The following is a 20,640-nucleotide window of genomic DNA, read 5'->3' on the forward strand; positions in this document are numbered from 1 at the left end:
CGATTGGCTACACTGCGCGGGCGAAGAAGATGAGGAGTGGCCATGGTTTACCAACAGACGATCGACGTGCACAGTCGCGGCCGCGGAACGCTTGAAATCACCGCCGAAGTGGCACGCATCGTGCGCCTGTCGGGCGTCGAGATCGGCCTGGCGAACGTCTTCGTGCTGCACACCAGTTGCTCGGTGATCCTGACCGAAAACGCCGACCCTTCGGTGCGCCGCGACCTCGAAACGCTGGCCGCGCGCTGGGCTCCGGACGGCGATCCGGCGTACCGGCACGACATGGAGGGAGACGACGACATGGCGGCGCACGGACGCAACATTGTCGCGGGTGCCGGGCTGAGCGTGCCGGTCGCCAATCGCGATCTGCGTCTGGGAACCTGGCAGGGGATCTATCTCTGGGAGCACCGTACCTCGCCGCACCGCCGGCAGATCGTCGTCACGGTCGTCGGCTGAGCGCGCTCGACGCGCAGCCGGCGCCGTGCCGGCTGCGCGCCGCCATTTCGCCGGTCGGCCGCGCTTGGCAGCCGCATCTTCCTGCTAAACTGACCAATTCGAAAGTCTGGCGAGCGGAAAGGAAAAGGTAATGAAAATCGGATTCATCGGTCTCGGCATCATGGGGCGTCCGATGGCGCTGAACCTGCTGCGCGGCGGCCACCAGGTGAGCGTGTGGGCGCGTCGCAGCGAGTCGATGCAGCCTCTGCTGGCGGCCGGCGCACAAGGCACAGCGAGCGCCGCCGACGTCGCCGGCGAGGCCGAACTCGTCATTTCGATGGTCGCCGATGCGCCCGATGTCGAGCAGGTGATGCTGGCTGAGAACGGGGTTGCTGCCGGCGCGCGGCGCGGGCTGATCGCCGTCGATATGAGCACGATACGCCCGGCAGCGGCGCGCGACATCGCTCGTCGAATGGCCGAGCAGGGAATCGATTTTCTTGATGCGCCGGTTTCCGGCGGCGAGGTCGGGGCGATTGCCGGAACGCTGTCGATCATGGTCGGCGGGTCGGTCGAGGCTTTCACCAAGGCGCGACCGGCGTTCGAGGCGATGGGCAGGAACATCGTCCATGTCGGCGATTCCGGCGCCGGTCAGGTGGCGAAGGCGGCGAATCAGATCGTCACCGGAGTCGGCGTGCTGACGGTTGCCGAGGCGCTCAATTTCGCGGCGCGCAGCGGCGTCGATCCGGCGCGCGTGCGCGAAGCGCTGCTCGGTGGATTCGCCTACTCGAAGATCCTGGAAAACCACGGTCAGCGCATGCTCGACCGCAACTTCAAGCCCGGTTTCAAGTCCTGGATGCACCAGAAGGACATGAACATCGTCATGCAGAGCGCGCACGAACTCGGCCTCTGCCTGCCGGTGTCGGCGGCGACGGCGCAGATGTACAACGCAATGGTCGGCTGCGGCTTGGGCGAAGAGGATTCGATTGCCATCCTCAAGCTGCTCGAACGTCTTTCCGGCGGCGAAGACTGATGCGTCTCGGCTTCATCGGCCTGGGCGTGATGGGCCAGCCGATGGCCCGCCATCTGCTCGCTGCCGGCCACACGCTGGCCATCTGGGCGCGTCGTCCGTCGGTCTGCCAGCCGCTGAGCGCCGCCGGCGCGCAAGTCTGCGCTGACCCGGCCGGTGTGGGGCGCGCGTCCGAGGTCGTGTTCACGGTCGTTACCGGCGGCGCCGATGTCGAGCAACTGAGCTTCGGCGAGGGTGGGCTGGTGGAAGGTCTGGCCGCCGGTTCGCTGCTCGTCGATCTGAGCACGATTGCGCCGGAAAGCGCGCGTTCGCTCGCCCGGCGGCTGGCCGAGCGGCAGATCGACATGCTCGACGCGCCAGTTTCAGGCGGCGAGGCGGGTGCCATCGCGGCCACGCTGGCGATCATGGTCGGCGGCGACCCGGCGGTCTTCGCGCGCGCCCGGCCCCTGCTTGAACGGCTCGGGCGGACGATCGTTCATGTCGGCGGGCACGGCGCCGGTCAGGTGGCGAAAGCGTGCAACCAGATGATCATGGTCGGGGCAATTCAGGCGGTCGCCGAGGCCTTGCATCTGAGTCGGGCGGCCGGGGCCGATGTGGCGCGCGTGCGCCAGGCGCTGGCCGGCGGATCGGCGGCCAGCCGGGTGCTCGAGGTGATGGGCCGGCGCATGGTCGACGGCGACTTCGCCGCGGGTGTCGAAGCTCGCCTGCACCACAAGGATTACGGTGTCGTGCTCGCGGAGGCGCAGCGCCTGGGCGTTCCGCTGCCGGTTTCCGCGCTGGTCGGCCAGCAACTCAACGCATTACTGGCGCACGGCGGGGCGCGACACGATACGGCGGCGCTGCTGCGCGTGCTCGAGCGGGCGGATGCGGGCGGCAGTGGCACCCGTTGCCCGGCGCAGTCCGGTCGGGACTGGACATGAAAGGCATGGCTGCATGAAGAAGATCATCGGTGTCATCGCTGCCGTCATCTGCGCTTTGCTGACCTCGTGCGCCGCTCTGTCCGGCCTCTCGCACAAGCCCGAGGTGACCCTGATCGGCCTCAACCTCGTCCAGCTTGGCGTCTTTGAGCAGCGCTTTGCACTCAAGCTGCGGATTCAGAACCCAAATGACGTCGAACTGCGCATCACCGGCCTCGCCTTCGATGTCGAGGTCAACGAGCAGCCTTTCGTCAAGGGTTTGTCGGACAAGGCGGTGACCGTTCCCCGTTTCGGCGAAGCGGTGCTCGAGGTGATGGCCAGCGGCACGTTGGCGAAGGCGCTGAACCAGCTTCGCGAGTTGCAGAAAGGCGGCCGCGAGCGTATCGACTACCGTGTCGTCGGCCGTCTCAGCGTTTCCGGAATCGGCAGTGTGCCTTTTGAACGCAGCGGCGATCTGCCGCTTTCAGCGCCGGGCGCTGCGCCGAAGAGGCCTTTGCCGAAGGGCTCCGAGCGGACCTGAAAGCGGTTGGCGCTGCGCCTGGTGCGCCGCACGCAGTGTGCGCGCGGGCGTCGCCGGACGGTCGGTGCGCTTGGCCATGGCCGGCCGCTGCGCGCGCTCGCTTGGCCTAGTCAAGCTCGATGATCAGTTTGTCCCAGCCGGTGCCTGCTTCGTCGACCTGGGGCCGGACGCCTTCGATGCCGGTCAGACGCGCCTCGATTTCCGCCAGCGCTTCCTCGTTCACGCGCATCGTCCGCCGCTCGGCGCCGCAGCGCCGGTCAGGCAGCCCATCCGGTCGCCCGCGGTCGCTGCTGCGCCTTTCGGGACCCCTCGAGGTGTGCATGGAAAAATCCTCGCTAGTCTTTTTGCTCATCGATTATCGGGAAAAACCGCCGTTGAGGCCAATGGATCACGTTTATCGAGAAGCCGCCCGCCTGACTGGCGGGTAAGAGTCTCGCAGGGTCGCGTCGACAGATCGACAGATCTCTTACACGCGCCCGCTTGGTCCGCGTGGCAAGCGGTGGCGAGGGCGTGTTCTCCGACCTCCTCGGCGGCCCGGTGCGGTGGCCAGCGGCCGACCGCTCCAATAGGTCAACAACGATCACCACGCAGAATCGTCACACATTTTTCCGCGAACGACCGGCCGGAGCGCTCGCTAGCTCGGGCGATCGGTGAGCAGGCGCAGCCCGGCCGGCAGCGACTCGCCGAAAGCACGGCGCTCGTCGGCACGGTCGAGTTCGATGACGGTGTGCAACTGATTGATCCAGGTATCAGGCGAATTGATCGCGCGCAGGCGGGCGGCGATGCGTTGGCGCAGGTCTTCGGGCAGATCGCGCGAGCGGTCGCCGGTCACGCGAGCCATTTGCGTCGCAGCGAAAGCGGCCGGTTCGACCCTTTTCCAGTCGATGGCGAGCAGCGCGTCCAGCCAGCGCGCCGCCGTTTCCGGCGCGACGACCTGATGCGCGCTGCCGTACAAGGACTGGCGCGCGCCGATTCGGCCGAGCGCCCACCAGCCGAGCGCGCGCGCGTTCGGTTTGCCCAGCCAGGCGAGCAGCCAGTCGCCGAGTTCGGTCTTGCGCTCGCTCGGCAAACGCTCGAGCGAGGCGACCAGGCGCAGCATGTCGTCGTGACTGCCGGCGATCGCCGCGGCCGCCCGGCTGCGCGTCTTCGCGCTCTCGCCGCGCAACCAGGGATCGACTTCGGCGAGCAGCTTTTCTTGTACGGCAGACGACAAACCGCCGGCGGTGCGTCGCCACAGCGTCCACCATTCCGACCAGTTCTGGCTCTCGCCGACGTACTCGATGCCTTGTTCGAGCAAGGGAACGAGTTGTTCGCTGCGCCAGTCGTCGAGCGCGTAGCCCAGTCCGGGGCGCAGGCAGAAACCGGTCAGGTTGAGCCACAGCCGCTCGTGTTCGGGCGACCGTCGGCGGCGCCGGGCGCGTTGCAGCAACGCGTCGCAGAGCGCGCGCAGGAGCACCATGTCCCACTCGTCGCGTTTGCCGAGCAGGTGTTCGAGCTGGCCACGCAGACGCCGTACGTCCTTGCTGTCGACGCTCGGCGCACGGGCGCCAAAGACCTGCTCGATCAGGCGCACGGCTTCGCCAAAGCGCGCCGGCAAGGCGGCCGAAGCGACCGCGGTTTCGCTCGCCGCACCGCGCAACTGGAACTCGAGCAGCCAGCGGCGGGCGGCATCGTCGAGGCTGACGCAGTGCAGTTCGAGCGTTCCGACTTCGGTCATCGCGCTGCGCAGTTGGACGCGCACTTCGCGCTGTGTGCTGCCCGGAATCGGCTGTACGACACTGGCGAGTGGCGGCAGGCGGACGAAGTCGTCGCTCTCCAACGGGCTGATCTGGCCGGGCTGATACGCCGTGTCGGCGACTGACGAGGCGAGGTGGAAGCGCACCGGCTGGCCCAGGCGGAGGCTGAAAGTGTGCTCGGGCAGGCAGATTTCGCGCCCTTCCTCGCTGCCGCGCGGTAACAGGCAGATGCCGCGCGGCGCGCCGCCCGCCTGGCCGTGCGCCTCGTCGAGAACGAGAAAGTAGCTACGCGCCGAACCGCCGCCGATGCGCCGCCCGTGTCCCTGGCGGACGAGCGCGTAGGCGACCGCACCGCGTGCCACGGCGGTTTCGGGATCGTCGTTGTGCAGGACGCACAAAGGTCTGCCGCGCCACTCGGCGAGCGTCTCCTGCAGCCGCTCGCACAGAGCCTCGGCGCGGAAGACGCCGCCGTTGAAGAGAATGGTGTCGGGGACGGGTAGCGTCGCCGGGTCGTCGCCCAGCGCCTGGCGGGCAGCTTGCGCGTGTCGGCGCAGGAACGCGGCGAGGTGTCGGGTGATGGCCGGATCGGCCGGGTAGGGCAGGCCGAACTCGACCAGACCGGCGCGCCGCTGGGCGAGCGGCGTATCGTAATGGGTTTGCGGGAAGAAGCCGTCGACGAGCAGCCGGCGGACCTCCTGGCGCTGCAGTTCGAGCTTGCGCGCGCCACCAATCAGGCGCGCGCCACCGCCGAGCAGCGTCAGGACCAGGCTTTCCGGAGCGCCGGCGGCGAGCAGTTGTTCCTTCGCCGTCCGACAGCGCGCGGTGAGCTGCGAAAAGCGCGCCGCCGACAGTTTGCCTTCGCTTTCCGGCAGGCGCGACTCGACCAGGTGGGCGAGCGCCAGGTCCATGTTGTCGCCGCCAAGCATCAGATGGTCGCCGACACCGACGCGCGTCAGCCGCGGCTCGCCGTCGTGCTGCGTCACCTGGATCAGCGTCAGATCGGTCGTCCCGCCGCCGACATCGCAGACGAGCAGCAAGCGCGTTTCGGCCAGGGCTTCGGCGAGCCCGGTCTGGTGGCGCAGCAGCCAGTCGTAGACCGCCGCTTGCGGTTCTTCGAGCAGGCGCAGTTGGCTCAGCCCGGCCTGGCGGGCGGCGGCCAGCGTCAGCGCACGCGCGCCTTCGTCGAACGACGCGGGAACGGTAAGGACGACCTGCTGCTCGGCCAGCGGCGCCTGCGGGAAGCGATGCTGCCAGGCGGCGCTGACGTGCGCGAGGTAGCTGGCGCTCGCCTCGAGCGGCGATATCCTGAGCACATCGTCTTCCGCACCCCAGGGCAGGATCGGCGCCAGCCGGTCGACGGCGGCGTGCGACAACCAGCTCTTGGCACTGCTCACCAGGCGGCCGGGAACCTGCGCACCGAGCTCGAGCGCCAGGCGCCCGGTGATCGCCGGCTCGTCGTCGGCGTTCGACCAGGGGAGCAGCCGGTCGGCCGGGCTGATCTCGCCGGGCGCCGGGTGGTAGCGCACCGAAGGCAGCAGCGGTCGCGCGGCGACCTGGCCGGGGCCGACGAGTTGCTCGATCGGCAGCAGTTCGACCTGCTGCTCGCCGGGCGCGGCGTAGGCGACGACGGTGTTGCTCGTCCCCAGGTCGATGCCGACGATGTACTGGCGCGTGGCCGGGCGCCGCATCGCCTATTCTGCCGCGGCGCCGCGCACGTCGAACTCGACCTTCCAGCGCTCGGCGCCATCGTGCGGCAGCGCTTCCAGTTCGAGCGTGCCGGCTTCGGTGACGCGCGCGTGCAGACGGACGCGGACGACCGCGCCAGGGGCGCGTCCTTCGCTCGGCAAGGTCGTATGGATCTCGTCGAGCTCCTGCAGCTCTTCCGGCGCCCACTCCTCGAGCAGCGTACCGACCTGATCGAGCCGGCGCACCGACGACCCGAAGAAGCGGAAGCGTACCTGTTCGCCGACGACCAGACCGAACTCCTGCGTAGACAGGGCGGCTTCGCTGCCTTCCTCCATGCCGAAGGGCGCCAGACAGAGCGCCTGCACCGGTGGCTGCAGGCCGGGTACGGCAGGCATCGCCGATTCGACGGCAACGTAGTACGAACGCGCCGTTCCGCCGCGAATGCGCACGCCCTGGCCGCGTCGGACGTAGCCATAGTAAGCCGCGCCACGTGCGACGGCGAGGTCGAGGTCGGCGCCAGCCAGGCGGCGCGCCGGTGCGGCCTGCTCGCTGCTCAGCCAGGCGTTGATCGTCGCCAGCGTCCGTTCGGCCAGCAGCTCGGACTTGAAGACACCGCCGTTGAAGAGCACCGCGGTCGGATGCAGGAAGGTCGCGCCGTCCGGGAGCTGCGCACTGAACCCGGCGAGATCGTCGGTGGCCGTGCGCTGGCGCGCCAGGAAAGCGGCCAGATGGCGGGTGATCGCCGCATCCTGCGCGTAGGGCAGGCCGAGTTGCGTCAGGCCGGCGCGCCCGCGCCCCTGCGGACGATCGCCAATCGCCGCCGCCGGGAAGAAGCCATCGAGCAGCGTCGCGGTAAGTTCGGCGCGCGTCAGCTCGCTGCGGATCGAGCCGCCGATCAGCTTGCTGCCGCGGCTGGCGATGACCAGCGGCACGCTCTCCACGTCGGCCTTGGCGAGCAGCGTTTCCTTGGCCGAGCGGCAGGCGTGCGTCAGCGTGCGCAGTTGCCAGGCGTCGAGCCGGGTCCCCTGGGCGGCGAGTTTGCCGGCGACCGCGTAGGCGAGCGCCAGGTCCATGTTGTCGCCGCCGAGCAGGATATGCTCGCCAACGGCGACGCGGTGCAGTTCCAGGTTGCCGGCGGTTTCGACGACCGCGATCAGCGAGAAGTCGCTGGTGCCGCCGCCGACGTCGACGACGAGAATGATGTCGCCCGGGCGGACCGCCTTGCGCCAGGCGCCGGCGCTTTGCTGAATCCAGCTATAGAGCGCCGCCTGCGGCTCTTCGAGCAGGATCAACTGCGCGCAACCCGCGGCGCGTGCCGCTTCGGCGGTCAGTTCGCGCGCGGCCGGATCGAACGAGGCGGGGATGGTGACGACCACTTCCTGTTCAGCGAAGGGCGCCTGTGGCTGCGCGTACTCCCACGCTGCGCGCAGGTGCGACAGGTAGCGCAGCGAGGCCTCGAGCGGCGAAACGCGGGTGACTTCAGGCGGTGCATCGTTCGGCAGGATCGCTGCCCGGCGATCGACGCCGGCGTGGCAGAGCCAGCTCTTGGCGCTGGAAACCAGGCGGATCGGCGTTCCCGCGCCGCGGCTGCGCGCCATCTCGCCGACCGCGTGATCGAGCTCGGCGGTCCATGGCAGCGCCAGATCGCCTGGCGCCAGTTCGTCGGCGTGCGGCAGGTAGATGAACGAAGGCAGCAGGCCGCGCGCTTCGAGCGAACCGGGGGCGGTCAACTGCGGAATCGGCAGCACGTCCTGGGTCACCTGCTCGCCGTCGCTGCCGGCGAGATCGATGTACGAAAGCGCACAATGCGTCGTACCGAGGTCGATGCCGATCGAGAAACGCGGTGCACTCATAGTTCGACCTCCGCCGGGGCAACGATCTTCAGCTCGTGACCGGGCGCCAGCTTGGGCAGGCGCAGCTCGACGACCTGCCAGCCGCGGTGCGTCAGGCTGCCGGTAAACGGCGGCTGTCCGACGACGTTGCCGGTGACGCGCACCGCCGCGGCGTCGAAACCGACCGGCAGGCTGACCCGGCTGCCTTCCGCTTCGCCGCGTACCGGAGCGAGCGTGAAATTCTCGCGCAGCACCTTGCGGCAGCCTTCGTGCACCAGGCGCGCGGCGGCGCCGACGTCGGCGTCAGGGTAAGCGCTGACCTCCTCCTGCACGAAATCGATGAAGCGCGCCTCGCGCTGGAGCAGACCGAGGAGCTGCAGCGCACCGTCGGGCGTCGCTTCGCTCATGCGCACCGGCGGCGTTCTGACCGGCGCCGGTGCGGCTGCCGGCGCGGGCGGCTCGGTGCGCGGCTCGCCGCTACGCAGCGCCTGCACGCGAAGGGCGAACTGCCCGTCGCCAAGAATCGAGAAGAAAGTGCTGATGGCCAGAGATAGTCGGCTCAACAGTGAGGGGGGCGTGTCGTGTTTCATGGCGTACGTCCTGAGATTGACCGCCGAGGCGGTCCGCTGAGGGTTGGCCGGACAGCGTCACGGCGCTCGTGCCGGTGAAGTCGGCAGGCACCTGTGGCGTGTCGGCGGGAAGCTGGGGACAAGCGGCCCGGGGCCGCGGTCGGGCGCCGCAGCCCGGCTCGACGCTGGCCGCCAGCGCTGCTCACGTCGGCCGCGTGGCGTCACGTCGGCGGTGCGGGCAGCGCGTCTGTTGCAGCGCAATATAACGCATTTTGCCGGGATTTGGTAGAGCCCGCTCGCCGCCCCCTTGGCCTGTTGCAGCGCGTCGGTACGGCGTCGTCGGCGGGTCGGATCAGCCGGCGGGTCGCTTTGCGCGCGGCAGGTGACGCGTGAACCATTGCGCGGCGTCGTGCGCCAGCGCGGCCAAGCTCGCTCCCCGGGTAGCCCCGTCGGAATTCGCCGGGAGCACTTTCAACTCATTGACGCAGCTCAGTTCGCGCAGGGCGCGCCGGTTGCTGGCCAGGGCTGGCTCGTTGCCGGGCTGCACGAGGAGCAGCAGCGGCGCTTTCAAGGAGCGCAGGTAGAGCATGCCGGCGCCGTCGATCAGGCCGTCGCGGCAGACCAGCGCGTAGATGTCGCCGTCACGCAAGGCGGCGATGCGCACGATCGCCGGCGAACAGTCGCCGGCAGCGCACAGGCCGATCGGCAGCGGCGGCAGGTCGCCAAGCTGGATGTGCCGCTTGATCAGTTCGACGCCGGCGAGCAGGCGTTTGACGAGCAGCGCGACATTGTGATGCGGGTCGCGAAAGCGCTCTTCGGCGTGCGTCAGCAGATCGAGCGTCAGCGTTGCCAGGCCGGCCTGCTGCAGCACGGTCGCCAGAGCTTCGTTGCGGGCCGCCGGTGCCGGGCCGGCTTCGGCCAGGATGATCAGCGCCGTCGCCACGGTCGGCAGATGCAGCGTGCCGCGCAGGGCAGCGTCGGCGAGCGGAACGGTCAGCGAAGTGACGCCGGGCTGGAGAATCGTCGGGTTCAATGACGGAGCAGCCGGACGGCGACGCGGCGCGGCCCGAAAGGCTTGCCCAGCCGCGCGAAGTAGCCGGCGATGCGGGTGGCGCAGTGCGGGCAGCGGCCATCGGCCGGCAGATCGTTGTGCCGAATGTCGTACCAGTCGCGCTCGATCAGCGCGGCCTGGCAACCCGGGCAGAAGGTCGTTCCGCCCTCGCTGTCGTGCACGTTGCCGGTATAGACGTAATGCAGACCCGCGTCGAGGGCAATTCGGCGTGCGCGCGTCAGCGTCGAGCGGGGCGTCGCCGGCACGTCGTCCATCTTCCAGTCGGGGTGGAAGGCACTGAAATGCAGCGGCACGTCGGGGCCCAGTTCGCGCGCGACCCATTTCGCCAGCGCGTTGATCTCACCGTCCGAGTCGTTGCGGCCGGGAATCAGCAGCGTGGTGATCTCCAGCCAGCACGCAGTGGCGTGGTGTATGTACTGCAGAATGTCGAGGACAGGCTGCAGATGGCCGGCGCAGAGCTTGAAATAGAAATCGTCGGTGAACGCCTTGAGGTCGACATTGGCCCCGTCCATCACGGCAAAGAACTCGCGCGCCGGCTGCGGGTGGATGTAGCCGGCGGTCACCGCGACCGTCCGGATGCCGCGTTCGCGGCAGGCAAGCGCTGTATCGATCGCGTACTCGGCAAAGATCACCGGGTCGTTGTAGGTGAAGGCGACCGAGTGCGCGCCGTAGGCGACGGCTGCTGCGGCGATTCCTTCCGGCGTTGCCGCATCGAGCAGACGGTCCATGTCCTTCGATTTCGAAATGTCCCAGTTCTGGCAGAACTTGCACGCCAGATTGCAGCCGGCGGTGCCGAAGGAAAGGATCGCCGAGCTGGGAAAGAAGTGGTTGAGCGGCTTCTTCTCGATCGGGTCGATGCAGAAGCCGGACGAGCGGCCGTAGGTGGTCAGCAGCATGCGGCCGCCGACATTCTGGCGAACGAAGCACGCGCCGCGCTGCCCGTCGTGCAGCTTGCAGTCGCGCGGGCAGAGGTCGCACTGGATGCGCTCGTCGGCGATCGCGTGCCACCAGCGCGCCGGGCAGGCGGATTCCGGCGTTTTCGGTCGATGCACGGCGTCGTTCATCGCGCTGTCTCGTGCCACTTGCGGACCGCGTAGCGCGCCAGCACGATGTCGGCGTGCCAGAAATCAGCCGGCAGGCCGGCTTTCAGCTTGAGTTGGGCGAGGAAATCGCCTGGTGCGCGCAGCGATTCCCAGACTTGCGGCAGAAATGTTGCGCGCCGTCCGCGGTAGCTCAGGATGAGGCCGTCGACCAATGGCCGCAAGCGGGCCAGCGCGTCGGCTTCGTCACGCACCGGAAAGGGCTCGGCCGGCGTCAGCAGCGAAACCTCGACACGCGTGCGCACGAATTCGTCCTTGCCCAGCGGCCGGAAGCGTGGGTCGTGGAAAGCGGCGGCGAGCGCGTTGGCGGCGACATCGCGCGCCAGCGGCCGATGCGCTTCCAGGCTGCCGATGCAGCCACGCAACTGGCCCTGCTGGGTCAGCGTGACGAAAGTGGCCGCCGCTTCGCCGAGTTCGGCGAAGTCCGCGACGGCTTGCGCCGGGAAGGCGAAGCGTTCGCCGATCGCGTTGCGTGCAATGCGCAGCAGCGTGTCGCCGAAAGCGTCAGTGGATAGGGTGCTGGGCGTTTCGCTGCTCATTCCTGGACTCCGGGAAAAAACTGAACGCGCCGTAGCCGACGACGCGCGCCTTGTCGCCGGCGGTGTCGCCCGAATTGCGCAGGTCGACGAGTTGCGCCTGCAGGCCATGCCGGCGCGCGGCGAGCAGCAGGCCATTGATCGGCGTCGCGCCACACGCCTGCTGGTGGTCGAGGTGCACGTCGAGGGCAAGGATGTGGTGTGCCGTGCGCTGGTCGAGGGCGCACGCCGTGGTGTAAGGCAGGTAGTGCGAGAGGTCGGAGCTGATCACGATCAGCGTTTCATCACCGCCCCACAAACGTTCGAGCACCTCGGCCACCTGTTCGGCCGAAGCGCGCCCGACGGCCAGCGGCACCAGGCTAAAATCGGCCAGGACCGACTGCAGGAACGGAAGTTGTACTTCGAGCGAGTGCTCGTAGGCGTGCGCCGCGTCGCTGACGACGACCTGCGCCAGTTGCAGGATGTCTTCGCAGCTTGCCTGGTCGAGCGGAACTTCGCCGAGCGGTGTTGCGAAAGCGCTGGCCGCGGGCAGGGCCAGCCCATTGACCGGGACACGGTGCGTCGGACCGAGCAGGACGACGCGTCGGATCGTTTCGCGGCGGGTGACGAGCGGCGCGTAGGCGGTGGCGGCGACCGGGCCGGAATAGACGTAACCGGCGTGCGGCGCGATGATTGCCTTGGCCGGCGCTGTCGGCGTTGCCGGCGCGTGCGCCAGCAGGCGGCGCAGATCGCGCGCCAGGACGCTCGCCGGTGCGGGATAGAACGTACCGGCGACCGCCGGCGGTCGGGTTGCATGCCTTGCTTCGCTGCTCATCTTCGCGCTCCTTCGGTCTGCACTGGCGGTCGTTCGTGGGCGGTCGTTCGTCGGCGGTCGCCGGCCGTTGTGGTGGTGCGCCGTGGGGGCGAACCGGCCGTGCGCGCCATCGTTACCTCTGCTGCATTAAAATTAGCCGATGACAAGCTACTTCGCAATCGTTCCGGCAGCCGGCAGCGGTGCCCGTTTCGGTGGCACGACGCCAAAGCAGTACGAGATGCTCGCCGGCCGCCCGTTGATCCACTACAGCCTGGCGGTGCTTTGCGCGTGCCCGCTGATCGAGCGCGTCTGGGTCGTCCTCGCGCCGGACGACACCGGGTGGCGGAGCTTCGACTGGACGCCCCTCGGACCCAAGCTGGAAAGCGTATTCTCCGGCGGCGCAACGCGTTCGGCAAGCGTCGCCAATGGCCTGCGGGCGGCGGCCACCGCGGTTTGCGACGAAGACTGGCTGCTCGTACACGACGCGGCGCGCCCTTGCTTGTCGTTGCCCATGCTGGCCCGCCTGTGCGCCGAACTGGCCGACGATCCGGTCGGCGGCCTGCTCGCCGTGCCGCTTGCCGACACGCTCAAACGCGGCGACGACGAACAGCGCGTTGCGCGCACCGAGGCACGTGACGGCCTGTGGCAGGCGCAGACGCCGCAGATGTTTCGCTACGGCCTGCTGCGCCGTGCGCTGGCCGAGCATCCGGCGGGGACCGACGAAGCGTCGGCGATCGAAGCCCTTGGTCTGCGGCCGCGCCTGGTGCGCGGTGACGCGAGCAATCTGAAGGTCACCTTTGCCGCCGATCTGCGCCTGGCTGAAATGATCCTGCGTGCCCGTGGCGGAGGCGACGAATGATTCGCGTCGGACAGGGCAGCGACATCCACGCACTCGTTCCCGGTCGCCGACTGATCCTCGGCGGCGTCGATATCCCGCACTCCAGCGGTCTGCTCGCCCATTCCGACGGCGACGCGCTGCTGCACGCGATCATCGACGCGCTGCTCGGCGCAGCCGGACTCGGCGACATCGGACGCCATTTCCCGGACACCGACGAACGCTACCGCGCCGCCGACAGCCGCAGCCTGCTGCGCGCGACGCTGGCGCTACTCGCGCAACGCGGCTGGCAGGTCGGCAACGTGGACGCGACGATCAGTGCGCAGCAGCCGCGCATGGCGCCGCACGTTGCGCAGATGGTCGCCAACATCGCTGCCGATCTGGGGATCCCGCCTTCCTGCGTCAGCGTCAAAGCGAAGACGGCGGAACGCCTGGGCTTCGTCGGGCGCGGCGAAGGAATCGCCTGCGCCGCCGTCGTCCTGCTCGTGGCGAAGTAGAAACCGTCGGCGCGGCGCCGATGAAGACGCTTGGCCGAGTGCGCCGCAGCATCGGGCTGCGGCGATGACGCCACGCCGCGGCTGCCAGCACCCCGAAGTCACAGCGCGGAGCCGGCGCGGCCGTCGACCGCTTGCGCATCGGGTCAATGCCGGTGCAGGGATCCGCTCGCTGCGTCCGCCAAGAGCCGCCATTGCGCAGGCGCGGCGAATCATCCGAGGCGCTGGGCGGGACTTCGCCGATGCAGGCTAGGCTGATCTCGGAATCGACTGGAACTGTCGCGGATAACGCTAGGGAAAAACAGTGAGATCACCTGGGGTCTACGGCTGACGCACCTGGGTAGCGAAGATGCCAGCATACCGAAAGACCTGTCCGAAAATCGGGTGCGTCAGGCGAAAGTCCATGGCGAAGTCGCATTCCGACAGGGCGCTTTCAACGATGCTCGTGTGGCCGAGGACCCATTCAGGAAGCCCAACGATGAAACGCCCCAGCTTCAACACGAAGCGTACGCCATCGTAGCGCAGGTGAGGTCCCTCGATGCGAACCGCCATTTCCAGCCCCATGACCGGATTCACGAACTCAAGCAAGCGATGGCCGCCCGGGCAAATCCAGAAGCTGTTGAAGGTGACTTGCTTCCCGTCCGGAAACCGCATCGTTCTCCGCCAGTACTGACGGCCCCCCACCACGTTCTTCTCGACCCGGGTTGGAATCCGGCTTCCAGATCTCGGCAGCAGCGCACCGAGGCGATGCAGCAGCCAAAGATAGGGTTTCATCCACACCGGGAAGTCGATATCCATGTGTCCGACATCGACGTTGGGAGCGGACTGGTAGTGCGCTCGCAGTGACGCCGGAAGCCGATCCCAGTCGTCGCCCAGCGCGCATTGCATGAGGCTCTTCATGAAGCTACTCCCGGAACGTGCTTGAACACCATCAGCGTGACCACCGCCACCATTGCCGTGAATGCCGGCACGCCGAGCCAGAACCACCAGCGCGCCATTCGCCAGTAAGCGTCGGGGAGTGGACTTCCCGACGCCAGCGCGGCTTCAGCGAGCTTCTGCATGCGAATCTGCAGGCAGACGACGGGCAGCCAGCAAATGCCGGCCAGGCAATAAAGCCCGAGGCTGATCGCGAGCCAGGGCGTCGTCAGAGGGATGTCCGCCAGGTAAGCCATGGCCACGCCGCTGATTGGCTGGAGGATGACCGTCGGCGTGGTGAAGGACCAGTCGGCCAGCACCACCTGCCGGTTGGTCACCGCAATATGGGCCACCTGCCGGCTGCGATCTGCCATCCATTTGTAATACGCACTCCCCAGGCCAGTGCCAAAGAGCAGCACCATGCTGAGGAGGTGCAATGTCTTGAGTGTCAGATAGCTCATGCCTGGCCTCCCAATTGCGTCAGCGCCTGTGGCGCGTCGGCATGCAGCAGAGCCGGCGAGAACGCCATGGCCGGCCGCCCAAGGAAATCGCGCCACGGCCGGCCGTCGGCGTGGTAGCCCTCGATCAGCATCCGGATGTTTTCTGGGCGCAGCATCGGGCTCAGCGGCTGTCCCAGCCCGGCGCCAAGCATGACCAATCGGACAGGCAGGCGCAGGACCAGCGCCCGATTTCCCCCTTGGGCCAGTCGCAGGCGTTGCAGCCACTCCACGTACTCGATCTTTTCGTTACCGACGATGTCCAGCGTTCGCCGGGTCTCGCGGGCGGTGAGACAGGCCATCACTGTGGCAACGACGTCGCCGATATGCACCGGCTGCAAGCGCTGGCGACCGTCGCCAATCACCGGCAACACCGGCAATCGGGCAAGCCGCATGAACATCTCGGCACTGGTACCGCCCCGCCCGTAGATCACCGATGGGCGAAGGACGAACCAGTCAAGGTCAAGCTGGCGCAAATGGTCGTCCGCCGCCTTCTTGCTCAGGTGATACGCCGAGAAAGCCGAGTCGTCGGCACCAAGTGCCGAAATCTGGATCACCCGCGCTACCCCCGCCTCGCAACAGGCATCAAACAGCGCGATCGGTGCGGCGACATGCAGTGCGTGGAAGCGCTGGCTACCGGTCTCGCCGATGATACCGACTGCGTTGATCACGGCATCCATACCGCGAAGTCGGGGCAGCCAGCGTTCTACCGTCTGCAGCGCCGAAAAATCGCCGCCGTCACGACGCGAAACCGGCACGACATGATGCCCTGCCGCCGTCAGTACTTGGCCAAGGTTCTGGCTGATAAAGCCGCTGGCACCGGTGAGCAGGATGTTCATTGCCGGGCGTCCTGATGCTTGGGAACGGTAATGAAGCGTCCGATGCGGGAACCGATCAGGTGCAGTACAGCCAGCAAACCGCCCGGACTGGCGAGCAGAGCCGTGCGCAAACTGTCCTGCGGCGTGCTGTCGCGGGAAAAGAGATCCATCAACAGAACAAGAATCAGCGGGGCGATGACCAGCGTCACCCGAGTGTAGCCAAGCCCGAAGCGGGCGGACTCCTCGTCGGGGCAGATTCGCCCCAAGGTCTTGATCAACCGACTTGCCAGGATGCGCAGGACGCGCAGGACGCGCTGGCCGGTCCCAATGCCGATCAGCAACTCCAGCAGCAACAGCAGATAGGTGCTCATATTGGACTCCCTTTCGATGAATGGAGCCCACAGTCTTGGCTTTTGCCGGGAGGAAATCCTCCGGAATGGCCAAGTCGGAGCTGTCTTCTGTTCCGAAATGATCGTTTCGGAACAGAAGCGGTGCGGCTGGACCGGCGCTACGAGCGAATATCGCCCTTGCGCCGGAGTTTGCGATACTGCCCCGGCGTCATGCCTTCGATTTCCCGAAAGGCCTCATAGAAGTTGGATTGGGCGCTGAAGCCGACCCTCAGACCCACCGAAAGCACCGATGCCGACGGTTCGGCGCACAGCATTCTGCCGGCTGCGGCCACGCGAACCTCGCGAAGGTAGCGCGAGAAATTCTTGCCGAGATGGACATTGACCAGTTCCGATAACTGGTGAGAGCTCAGCCCAAGGCGTTCGGCGAGCCCAGCGAGGCTGAGGTCGGAATTCTCGTAGATCCGTTCGCCATCCATCAGGCCAGCCAAGCGCTCAAGCATGGCCGGGCAGTCGACGCGTGTCAGCGTCGAATTCTGGTAGGACGCCTTGGCCGTTTCCGCCACCTCGACTGACAGTTGCGGCCGCAAGCCGAGAGCCATTTGCACGAGCAGAAAGGCGAGACCGATGGCCATGGCATAGAGGATGAAAAACAGCTTGTCCGGCAAATGCGTCTGCAGGACCCCGAGGAGCGCCACCCCGACGGCGATGACAAAGATCGTCCCCAGCAGGACGATTTCCTGTGCATACTCGTCGCGTTGCATGCGCAAGTGGTGAATGTCGCGGGCCAGGGCAAGCAGATAGCCCGCCCCGATCACGAAGGCCAGGGGCAGTGCAAGATCACGACCAAGCCACGGAGCAATGGCGATTGGCAGGGCATGAATGATTGTGCGGGAGTTTGATCCGACAAAGGTTTGCGCCTTGAGCAGCGGCTGGCTGAAAGCCCAGAATGCCGGGGCAACCGTGAACAGCAGCATGCGGTACAGGCCGGTATCGATCCAGGTTCGGTCGAGATACAACCAGCCCCAATGTGCAATTTGCAGGCCGGCCAGTGCAGCGACCAGCGACAGGCCCATGTTCCGCGCGACAGGCTGCTCGCTGTAGTTCGCCTTTCGAAAATGGGTAACCGTCAGCAGCAGGGCGCTGACCACTGAAAACCCGATGAGCAGCAAGGCAAGCGAAATCATTACAGCCATTTTCCGGGGAAACGCGAGAAATCGTGAAGATAACCCGACTCGGCGATCAATGCGCCTGTCACTTTCGCTTTCGACCAACGCCAGACATCGGCCGCCAGATACTCTGCCCGCAGTCGTCGTCATCACACTCCGATGCCGGCATCCAGCCAAGCATCTCGCGCCAACGGTGCCGCCGGAGCCCGTCGTCGCGCCACCCAGCCGCCCGCGGACACCGACGACAAGTGCCGCGCCACCCGCGCTGCGGCCGTGCGTCGACCCACCGCCAAGCCCCTGGCCACCGGCGACGCGGCCCGTGACCGCCGGCGCAGTGCTGGCGAAGGCCGGCTGATGGTCGTCGTTCCCGTTGACCGCTTCCGCAAGCTCGCCGGCCGACGAACGGGCACGCTGGTGCGCCAATGCCTGGCACGAGATCTATCAAGGCGCGCGGGGCGACGAATCGGTCCAGGAAAGCGACGGCGCTTCTGGCAAGGCGTCTCCCGTGTTCCCGCACGTCGGTCCCATGACAAAGCCAGGCGCCACCTGAATTTGCCCCCGTGGCGTCTACCTCGTTACAGGGGCTGCTCTGCTTCATCGAGCCGCCGAGCAGGTGACCGATTGGCGCGACCAGCGCGCGGCATGGACGTACTGGCCGTCGTTCGACCAGGCCGAGCGGCGTGCCAGACGGAGAGACCGGAGCAGCGCGTCGAGCGCACCTGCACGGCGTGGGTGCCTGGTTCGCGCGCTTAGCCGAAGAAGACGCGTCGCGGCTGATCCCGTACGAGCGCGTCCAATGGCCCTCCGGTTGGCCGATTCTACGATGCTTCGCGCGCCAAGGGCGCTGGTGTGGGTTTACCGGCAGTTCCCGATTCAGACGTTTCATAGCGTCTCGTTCCCGGGCGACGGTGGTTGCCTGGCGCGCGCCAACCCGTTATCATATTCGGACGAGTAGCGGCAGAGCGCGCTACTCGGACCTGGGCCGCGCGCGTGGCTAGTGGTCGGGGCCAGGGCGTCGACCGGTAAGGCACGGCGGCTAGCCCGAATTGCGGTTAGGCGACTCCTTTTTGTCTTTGAACGCTGGACGAGTGCAGATTGACCCTGGTGCGGCATGGTAGGCGTGCGTAGCCCGCGGGGCAGCCAGGTGCCGCGCGTTGCGGATGAGGACGCTTGGCCGAGTGCGCGACCAGGTCTGCCACGGGCGATGATGACACGCTGCTGCTGCTGCCGGTCGGTGGTTGATCGCCGGAACGACGGCAAGACCCTTGCTGGCCGGACGCGCCACCCGCCCGCCACGTTCGTGTTGTCGGCCATGGACCGCTGATGAAAGCGTTGCTCGTTGAACCCTCGACTTTCCTGCGAACGGTGATCGGCTCGATCTTCGCTCGCCACAACATCGCCTACGATGCCGTCGTCAATGGCGAGAGCGCGCTCGCGGCGCTTGCCGGAGGGCATCGCGATCTGCTCTGCTTCTCCTTTGAACTGGGCGACATGCGTGGCACCGAACTCCTGCGCGAGGCACGCCAGCGCGGGCTGCTCGGTCTGACGACGGCGCTCATGTTGACCTCGCGTCGCGAGCGGGTGGTTTTCGCCGAAGCGCTGGCCGTCGGTGTCAGCGAGTGCTTTCTGAAGTCCGATCTGAACAGCTTCGAAGCTTACGTCGAGCAATGGGAGAAAAGCGTTACCCGCCGCCTTTCGGGACGCGTGCTGCTGGTCGAGGACAGCATCACGGCGGCGCGCTTCTATCGCGAAGTGATGAGCGGGCTGGGCCTTGATGTCTTCTGGTTCAAGAGCGCGGAAGACGCGATCACCTCCCTGGCGCAGCAGGATTACCAGATTGTCGTTACCGATTACGTCCTCGACGGATTCCAGACCGGCTTGTCGCTGATACGTGCGGTGCGCAGCCAGCCGGGAAAGAAAGGCGAGATACCGATTCTCGCGCTGTCCGCGTTGGGCAGCGCGAGTCGCCGAGTGGACCTGCTGCGCGCGGGGGCGAACGACTTCGTCAACAAGCCGGTCGTCGCCGAGGAACTGGCGGCGCGGCTGGGCAATCTGCTGACCTTGCGGCAGCTTTGGGAACAGCTCGAAGCGCAGCACGAGTTGCTCAAGGAGCTGGCGCTGCGCGACCATCTGACTTCGCTGCGCAATCGGCACTACTTGCACGGTGCGTGGCCGCAGATTCTCGCTCGCGCGCGCCAGGAAGGCCTCGTTCTGGCGGTGGTCGATGTCGATCACTTCAAGCGGGTCAATGACGAGCATGGACATGCGCGCGGTGACGAGGTGCTGATTGCCATCGCCGAGCTCTTGCGCGCAAGCTGCCGCTTGCCGCAGGAGGCAATCCGTTACGGCGGTGAGGAGTTTCTCCTGCTGCTGCCGGCAACGCCGCTCGCCGATGCCCTGCGCATGGCTGATGAACTGTGCGCCCAGGTCGCGGCGAGCAGGCCGGCGGGGATGAAGATGACGGTCAGCATAGGCGTGAGCAGCCTGCAGGAAGGCGATGATTTCGACCGCCTGTTTGCGCGCGCCGATGTCGCGCTGTACGAATGCAAGCAGAGCGGACGCAACTGCGTCCGTCAACGCTAGCAACTGCGTCCGTCAACGCCAACAACGGTGTCGGGCAAACTGTTGGTGGCTGCCGAAAAGTGCCGATATCTGGCTGCGAGCGGTTGAGGATGTGGTCGTGGGAGGAAGGGTCCGTGGTCGGGAGCGATTGGGGTTTCGGGGTGGCTGGGCGACTGGAGACGCGCCCTCCTGTCGCGCGGCGGCCATCGGGGAAACCTGCCGCCGATGCGGCCAAGGGGTCCAGGCGGGGATGGCCAACCCGCTCGCGATGCGGTAAAAGGAACCCGCCAAGGAGAACGGGCACGACACCGGCCAAACCCGCAAAGTTAACACCGATGTCGTGCCCCACACCGTGCCGTGCACGGGTGCAGGGAGAGTATTTCACGAGCGGCCTCTTCGTGTCGATAGCTCATTGGCGTGACGGGAACCGCCAATGGAAGCCACCGGCCGACTCTTCCTTTGCCATCACTGCCGAACCCAGGTCGTTGTCTGCAGCCGCTGCGACCGGGGCCAGATCTACTGCGCCGAGGCGGCCCGCCGCGCTTCCCTCCAGGCAGCCGGCCGCCGTTACCAGAAGAGCCGGAATGGCCGCCTCAAGCACGCTGAAAGAACCCGCCGTTACCGGCTTCGTCAGCAGAAGGTGACGCATCAGGGGTCTATGCCACCGGCACCAGATGATCTACTGCTGGCGGACTCGGCAGTGGGCCCGGAACCGGCGGCAGTCGGTTCGACCACCCCTTCCCGGACGCTGCGCTGCCATTTCTGCGGGATGCGCTGTTC

At 67.2% G+C, this 20,640-nt stretch carries 21 protein-coding genes; 8 read left to right on the forward strand and 13 right to left on the reverse strand.

The annotated features are described in order from the left end of the window. Positions 1–42 precede the first annotated feature (42 nt). The 4 genes from Q1L59_RS03430 (at position 43) to Q1L59_RS03445 (ending at position 2,899) form a co-directional block, all read left to right on the forward strand. Positions 43–456 carry a secondary thiamine-phosphate synthase enzyme YjbQ gene (locus tag Q1L59_RS03430; protein ID WP_300328048.1) on the forward strand — a complete coding sequence of 138 codons (414 nt, stop codon included), beginning with the start codon at positions 43–45 and terminating at the stop codon, positions 454–456. A gap of 130 nt (positions 457–586) precedes the next feature. Beyond that, positions 587–1,465 carry a 2-hydroxy-3-oxopropionate reductase gene (locus Q1L59_RS03435; RefSeq protein ID WP_300328051.1) on the forward strand — a complete coding sequence of 293 codons (879 nt, stop codon included), beginning with the start codon at positions 587–589 and terminating at the stop codon, positions 1,463–1,465. After that, on the forward strand, positions 1,465–2,382 hold the full coding sequence (locus Q1L59_RS03440; protein WP_300328054.1) for an NAD(P)-dependent oxidoreductase: 918 nt from the start codon (positions 1,465–1,467) through the stop codon (positions 2,380–2,382). The genes Q1L59_RS03435 and Q1L59_RS03440 overlap by 1 nt, the downstream gene beginning before the upstream one ends. 13 nt (positions 2,383–2,395) lie before the next feature. Then, positions 2,396–2,899, forward strand: coding sequence for an LEA type 2 family protein (locus tag Q1L59_RS03445; protein ID WP_300328056.1), 504 nt, complete (start codon positions 2,396–2,398; stop codon positions 2,897–2,899). Positions 2,900–3,005: 106 nt separating this feature from the next. Here the strand turns inward: Q1L59_RS03445 and Q1L59_RS03450 are convergent, their stop codons facing one another. From Q1L59_RS03450 to amrB, 8 genes are all read right to left on the reverse strand, one after another. Beyond that, positions 3,006–3,251 carry a hypothetical protein gene (locus Q1L59_RS03450; protein WP_300328059.1) on the reverse strand — a complete coding sequence of 82 codons (246 nt, stop codon included), beginning with the start codon at positions 3,249–3,251 and terminating at the stop codon, positions 3,006–3,008. A gap of 282 nt (positions 3,252–3,533) precedes the next feature. Beyond that, complete coding sequence (locus Q1L59_RS03455; RefSeq protein ID WP_300328062.1) at positions 3,534–6,323, reverse strand: Hsp70 family protein; 2,790 nt, start codon at positions 6,321–6,323, stop codon at positions 3,534–3,536. 3 nt (positions 6,324–6,326) lie between these two features. Further along, positions 6,327–8,174, reverse strand: a complete 1,848-nt coding sequence (locus Q1L59_RS03460; RefSeq protein WP_300328065.1) for an Hsp70 family protein — start codon at positions 8,172–8,174, stop codon at positions 6,327–6,329. Beyond that, a complete protein-coding gene (locus tag Q1L59_RS03465) occupies positions 8,171–8,743 on the reverse strand; it encodes a DUF2760 domain-containing protein (RefSeq protein ID WP_300328068.1) in 573 nt (190 codons plus the stop codon). The genes Q1L59_RS03460 and Q1L59_RS03465 overlap by 4 nt, the downstream gene beginning before the upstream one ends. Before the next feature lie 331 nt (positions 8,744–9,074). Next, a complete protein-coding gene (locus tag Q1L59_RS03470; protein WP_300328070.1) occupies positions 9,075–9,755 on the reverse strand; it encodes a hypothetical protein in 681 nt (226 codons plus the stop codon). Next, positions 9,752–10,858 carry an AmmeMemoRadiSam system radical SAM enzyme gene (gene amrS / locus Q1L59_RS03475; RefSeq protein ID WP_300328073.1) on the reverse strand — a complete coding sequence of 369 codons (1,107 nt, stop codon included), beginning with the start codon at positions 10,856–10,858 and terminating at the stop codon, positions 9,752–9,754. Before amrS ends, Q1L59_RS03470 begins: the two co-directional genes overlap by 4 nt. Next, on the reverse strand, positions 10,855–11,433 hold the full coding sequence (amrA, locus tag Q1L59_RS03480; protein WP_300328076.1) for an AmmeMemoRadiSam system protein A: 579 nt from the start codon (positions 11,431–11,433) through the stop codon (positions 10,855–10,857). The genes amrS and amrA overlap by 4 nt, the downstream gene beginning before the upstream one ends. Then, complete coding sequence (amrB, locus tag Q1L59_RS03485; protein ID WP_300328078.1) at positions 11,399–12,244, reverse strand: AmmeMemoRadiSam system protein B; 846 nt, start codon at positions 12,242–12,244, stop codon at positions 11,399–11,401. The genes amrA and amrB overlap by 35 nt, the downstream gene beginning before the upstream one ends. Before the next feature lie 139 nt (positions 12,245–12,383). Between amrB and ispD the strand changes: the two genes are divergently transcribed. Next, on the forward strand, positions 12,384–13,082 hold the full coding sequence (gene ispD, locus Q1L59_RS03490; protein WP_300328081.1) for a 2-C-methyl-D-erythritol 4-phosphate cytidylyltransferase: 699 nt from the start codon (positions 12,384–12,386) through the stop codon (positions 13,080–13,082). Further along, the gene (ispF, locus tag Q1L59_RS03495) at positions 13,079–13,555 is read left to right on the forward strand and encodes a 2-C-methyl-D-erythritol 2,4-cyclodiphosphate synthase (RefSeq protein WP_300328083.1); all 477 of its coding nucleotides are present in this window, start codon (positions 13,079–13,081) and stop codon (positions 13,553–13,555) included. Before ispD ends, ispF begins: the two co-directional genes overlap by 4 nt. A gap of 318 nt (positions 13,556–13,873) precedes the next feature. Here the strand turns inward: ispF and Q1L59_RS03500 are convergent, their stop codons facing one another. From Q1L59_RS03500 to Q1L59_RS03520, 5 genes are all read right to left on the reverse strand, one after another. Next, positions 13,874–14,452 (reverse strand): DUF4166 domain-containing protein, encoded by a 579-nt coding sequence (locus Q1L59_RS03500; protein ID WP_300328086.1) that lies wholly within the window; start codon positions 14,450–14,452, stop codon positions 13,874–13,876. After that, positions 14,449–14,928 carry a DUF2269 domain-containing protein gene (locus Q1L59_RS03505; RefSeq protein WP_300328089.1) on the reverse strand — a complete coding sequence of 160 codons (480 nt, stop codon included), beginning with the start codon at positions 14,926–14,928 and terminating at the stop codon, positions 14,449–14,451. Before Q1L59_RS03505 ends, Q1L59_RS03500 begins: the two co-directional genes overlap by 4 nt. After that, positions 14,925–15,803, reverse strand: coding sequence for an NAD-dependent epimerase/dehydratase family protein (locus tag Q1L59_RS03510; protein ID WP_300328092.1), 879 nt, complete (start codon positions 15,801–15,803; stop codon positions 14,925–14,927). Before Q1L59_RS03510 ends, Q1L59_RS03505 begins: the two co-directional genes overlap by 4 nt. After that, positions 15,800–16,153 carry a hypothetical protein gene (locus Q1L59_RS03515; RefSeq protein ID WP_300328095.1) on the reverse strand — a complete coding sequence of 118 codons (354 nt, stop codon included), beginning with the start codon at positions 16,151–16,153 and terminating at the stop codon, positions 15,800–15,802. The genes Q1L59_RS03510 and Q1L59_RS03515 overlap by 4 nt, the downstream gene beginning before the upstream one ends. A gap of 137 nt (positions 16,154–16,290) precedes the next feature. Further along, positions 16,291–17,403, reverse strand: coding sequence for a helix-turn-helix domain-containing protein (locus Q1L59_RS03520; protein ID WP_300328098.1), 1,113 nt, complete (start codon positions 17,401–17,403; stop codon positions 16,291–16,293). A gap of 1,218 nt (positions 17,404–18,621) precedes the next feature. Here Q1L59_RS03520 and Q1L59_RS03525 point away from each other — a divergent pair. Together Q1L59_RS03525 and Q1L59_RS03530 are read left to right on the forward strand one after the other, a co-directional pair. Continuing rightward, complete coding sequence (locus Q1L59_RS03525; RefSeq protein WP_300328101.1) at positions 18,622–19,881, forward strand: response regulator; 1,260 nt, start codon at positions 18,622–18,624, stop codon at positions 19,879–19,881. Between the two features lie 412 nt (positions 19,882–20,293). Further along, on the forward strand, positions 20,294–20,640 hold a 347-nt coding region (locus Q1L59_RS03530), incomplete at its 3' end, for a hypothetical protein (protein ID WP_300328104.1).

The sequence above is a fragment of the Accumulibacter sp. genome, assembly GCF_029255125.1.
Classification (GTDB): domain Bacteria; phylum Pseudomonadota; class Gammaproteobacteria; order Burkholderiales; family Rhodocyclaceae; genus Accumulibacter.

Coding starts and splice junctions, on each gene's coding strand:
- Q1L59_RS03440 (WP_300328054.1), top strand. CDS start 1,465: ATGCGTCTCGGCTTCATCGGCCTGGGCGTGATGGGCCAGCCGATGGCC.
- ispD (WP_300328081.1), top strand. CDS start 12,384: ATGACAAGCTACTTCGCAATCGTTCCGGCAGCCGGCAGCGGTGCCCGT.
- ispF (WP_300328083.1), top strand. CDS start 13,079: ATGATTCGCGTCGGACAGGGCAGCGACATCCACGCACTCGTTCCCGGT.
- Q1L59_RS03515 (WP_300328095.1), bottom strand. CDS start 16,153: ATGAGCACCTATCTGCTGTTGCTGCTGGAGTTGCTGATCGGCATTGGG.
- amrA (WP_300328076.1), bottom strand. CDS start 11,433: ATGAGCAGCGAAACGCCCAGCACCCTATCCACTGACGCTTTCGGCGAC.
- amrS (WP_300328073.1), bottom strand. CDS start 10,858: ATGAACGACGCCGTGCATCGACCGAAAACGCCGGAATCCGCCTGCCCG.
- Q1L59_RS03510 (WP_300328092.1), bottom strand. CDS start 15,803: ATGAACATCCTGCTCACCGGTGCCAGCGGCTTTATCAGCCAGAACCTT.
- Q1L59_RS03500 (WP_300328086.1), bottom strand. CDS start 14,452: ATGAAGAGCCTCATGCAATGCGCGCTGGGCGACGACTGGGATCGGCTT.
- Q1L59_RS03505 (WP_300328089.1), bottom strand. CDS start 14,928: ATGAGCTATCTGACACTCAAGACATTGCACCTCCTCAGCATGGTGCTG.
- Q1L59_RS03460 (WP_300328065.1), bottom strand. CDS start 8,174: ATGAGTGCACCGCGTTTCTCGATCGGCATCGACCTCGGTACGACGCAT.
- Q1L59_RS03430 (WP_300328048.1), top strand. CDS start 43: ATGGTTTACCAACAGACGATCGACGTGCACAGTCGCGGCCGCGGAACG.
- amrB (WP_300328078.1), bottom strand. CDS start 12,244: ATGAGCAGCGAAGCAAGGCATGCAACCCGACCGCCGGCGGTCGCCGGT.
- Q1L59_RS03525 (WP_300328101.1), top strand. CDS start 18,622: ATGAAAGCGTTGCTCGTTGAACCCTCGACTTTCCTGCGAACGGTGATC.
- Q1L59_RS03445 (WP_300328056.1), top strand. CDS start 2,396: ATGAAGAAGATCATCGGTGTCATCGCTGCCGTCATCTGCGCTTTGCTG.
- Q1L59_RS03455 (WP_300328062.1), bottom strand. CDS start 6,323: ATGCGGCGCCCGGCCACGCGCCAGTACATCGTCGGCATCGACCTGGGG.
- Q1L59_RS03435 (WP_300328051.1), top strand. CDS start 587: ATGAAAATCGGATTCATCGGTCTCGGCATCATGGGGCGTCCGATGGCG.
- Q1L59_RS03465 (WP_300328068.1), bottom strand. CDS start 8,743: ATGAAACACGACACGCCCCCCTCACTGTTGAGCCGACTATCTCTGGCC.
- Q1L59_RS03450 (WP_300328059.1), bottom strand. CDS start 3,251: ATGAGCAAAAAGACTAGCGAGGATTTTTCCATGCACACCTCGAGGGGT.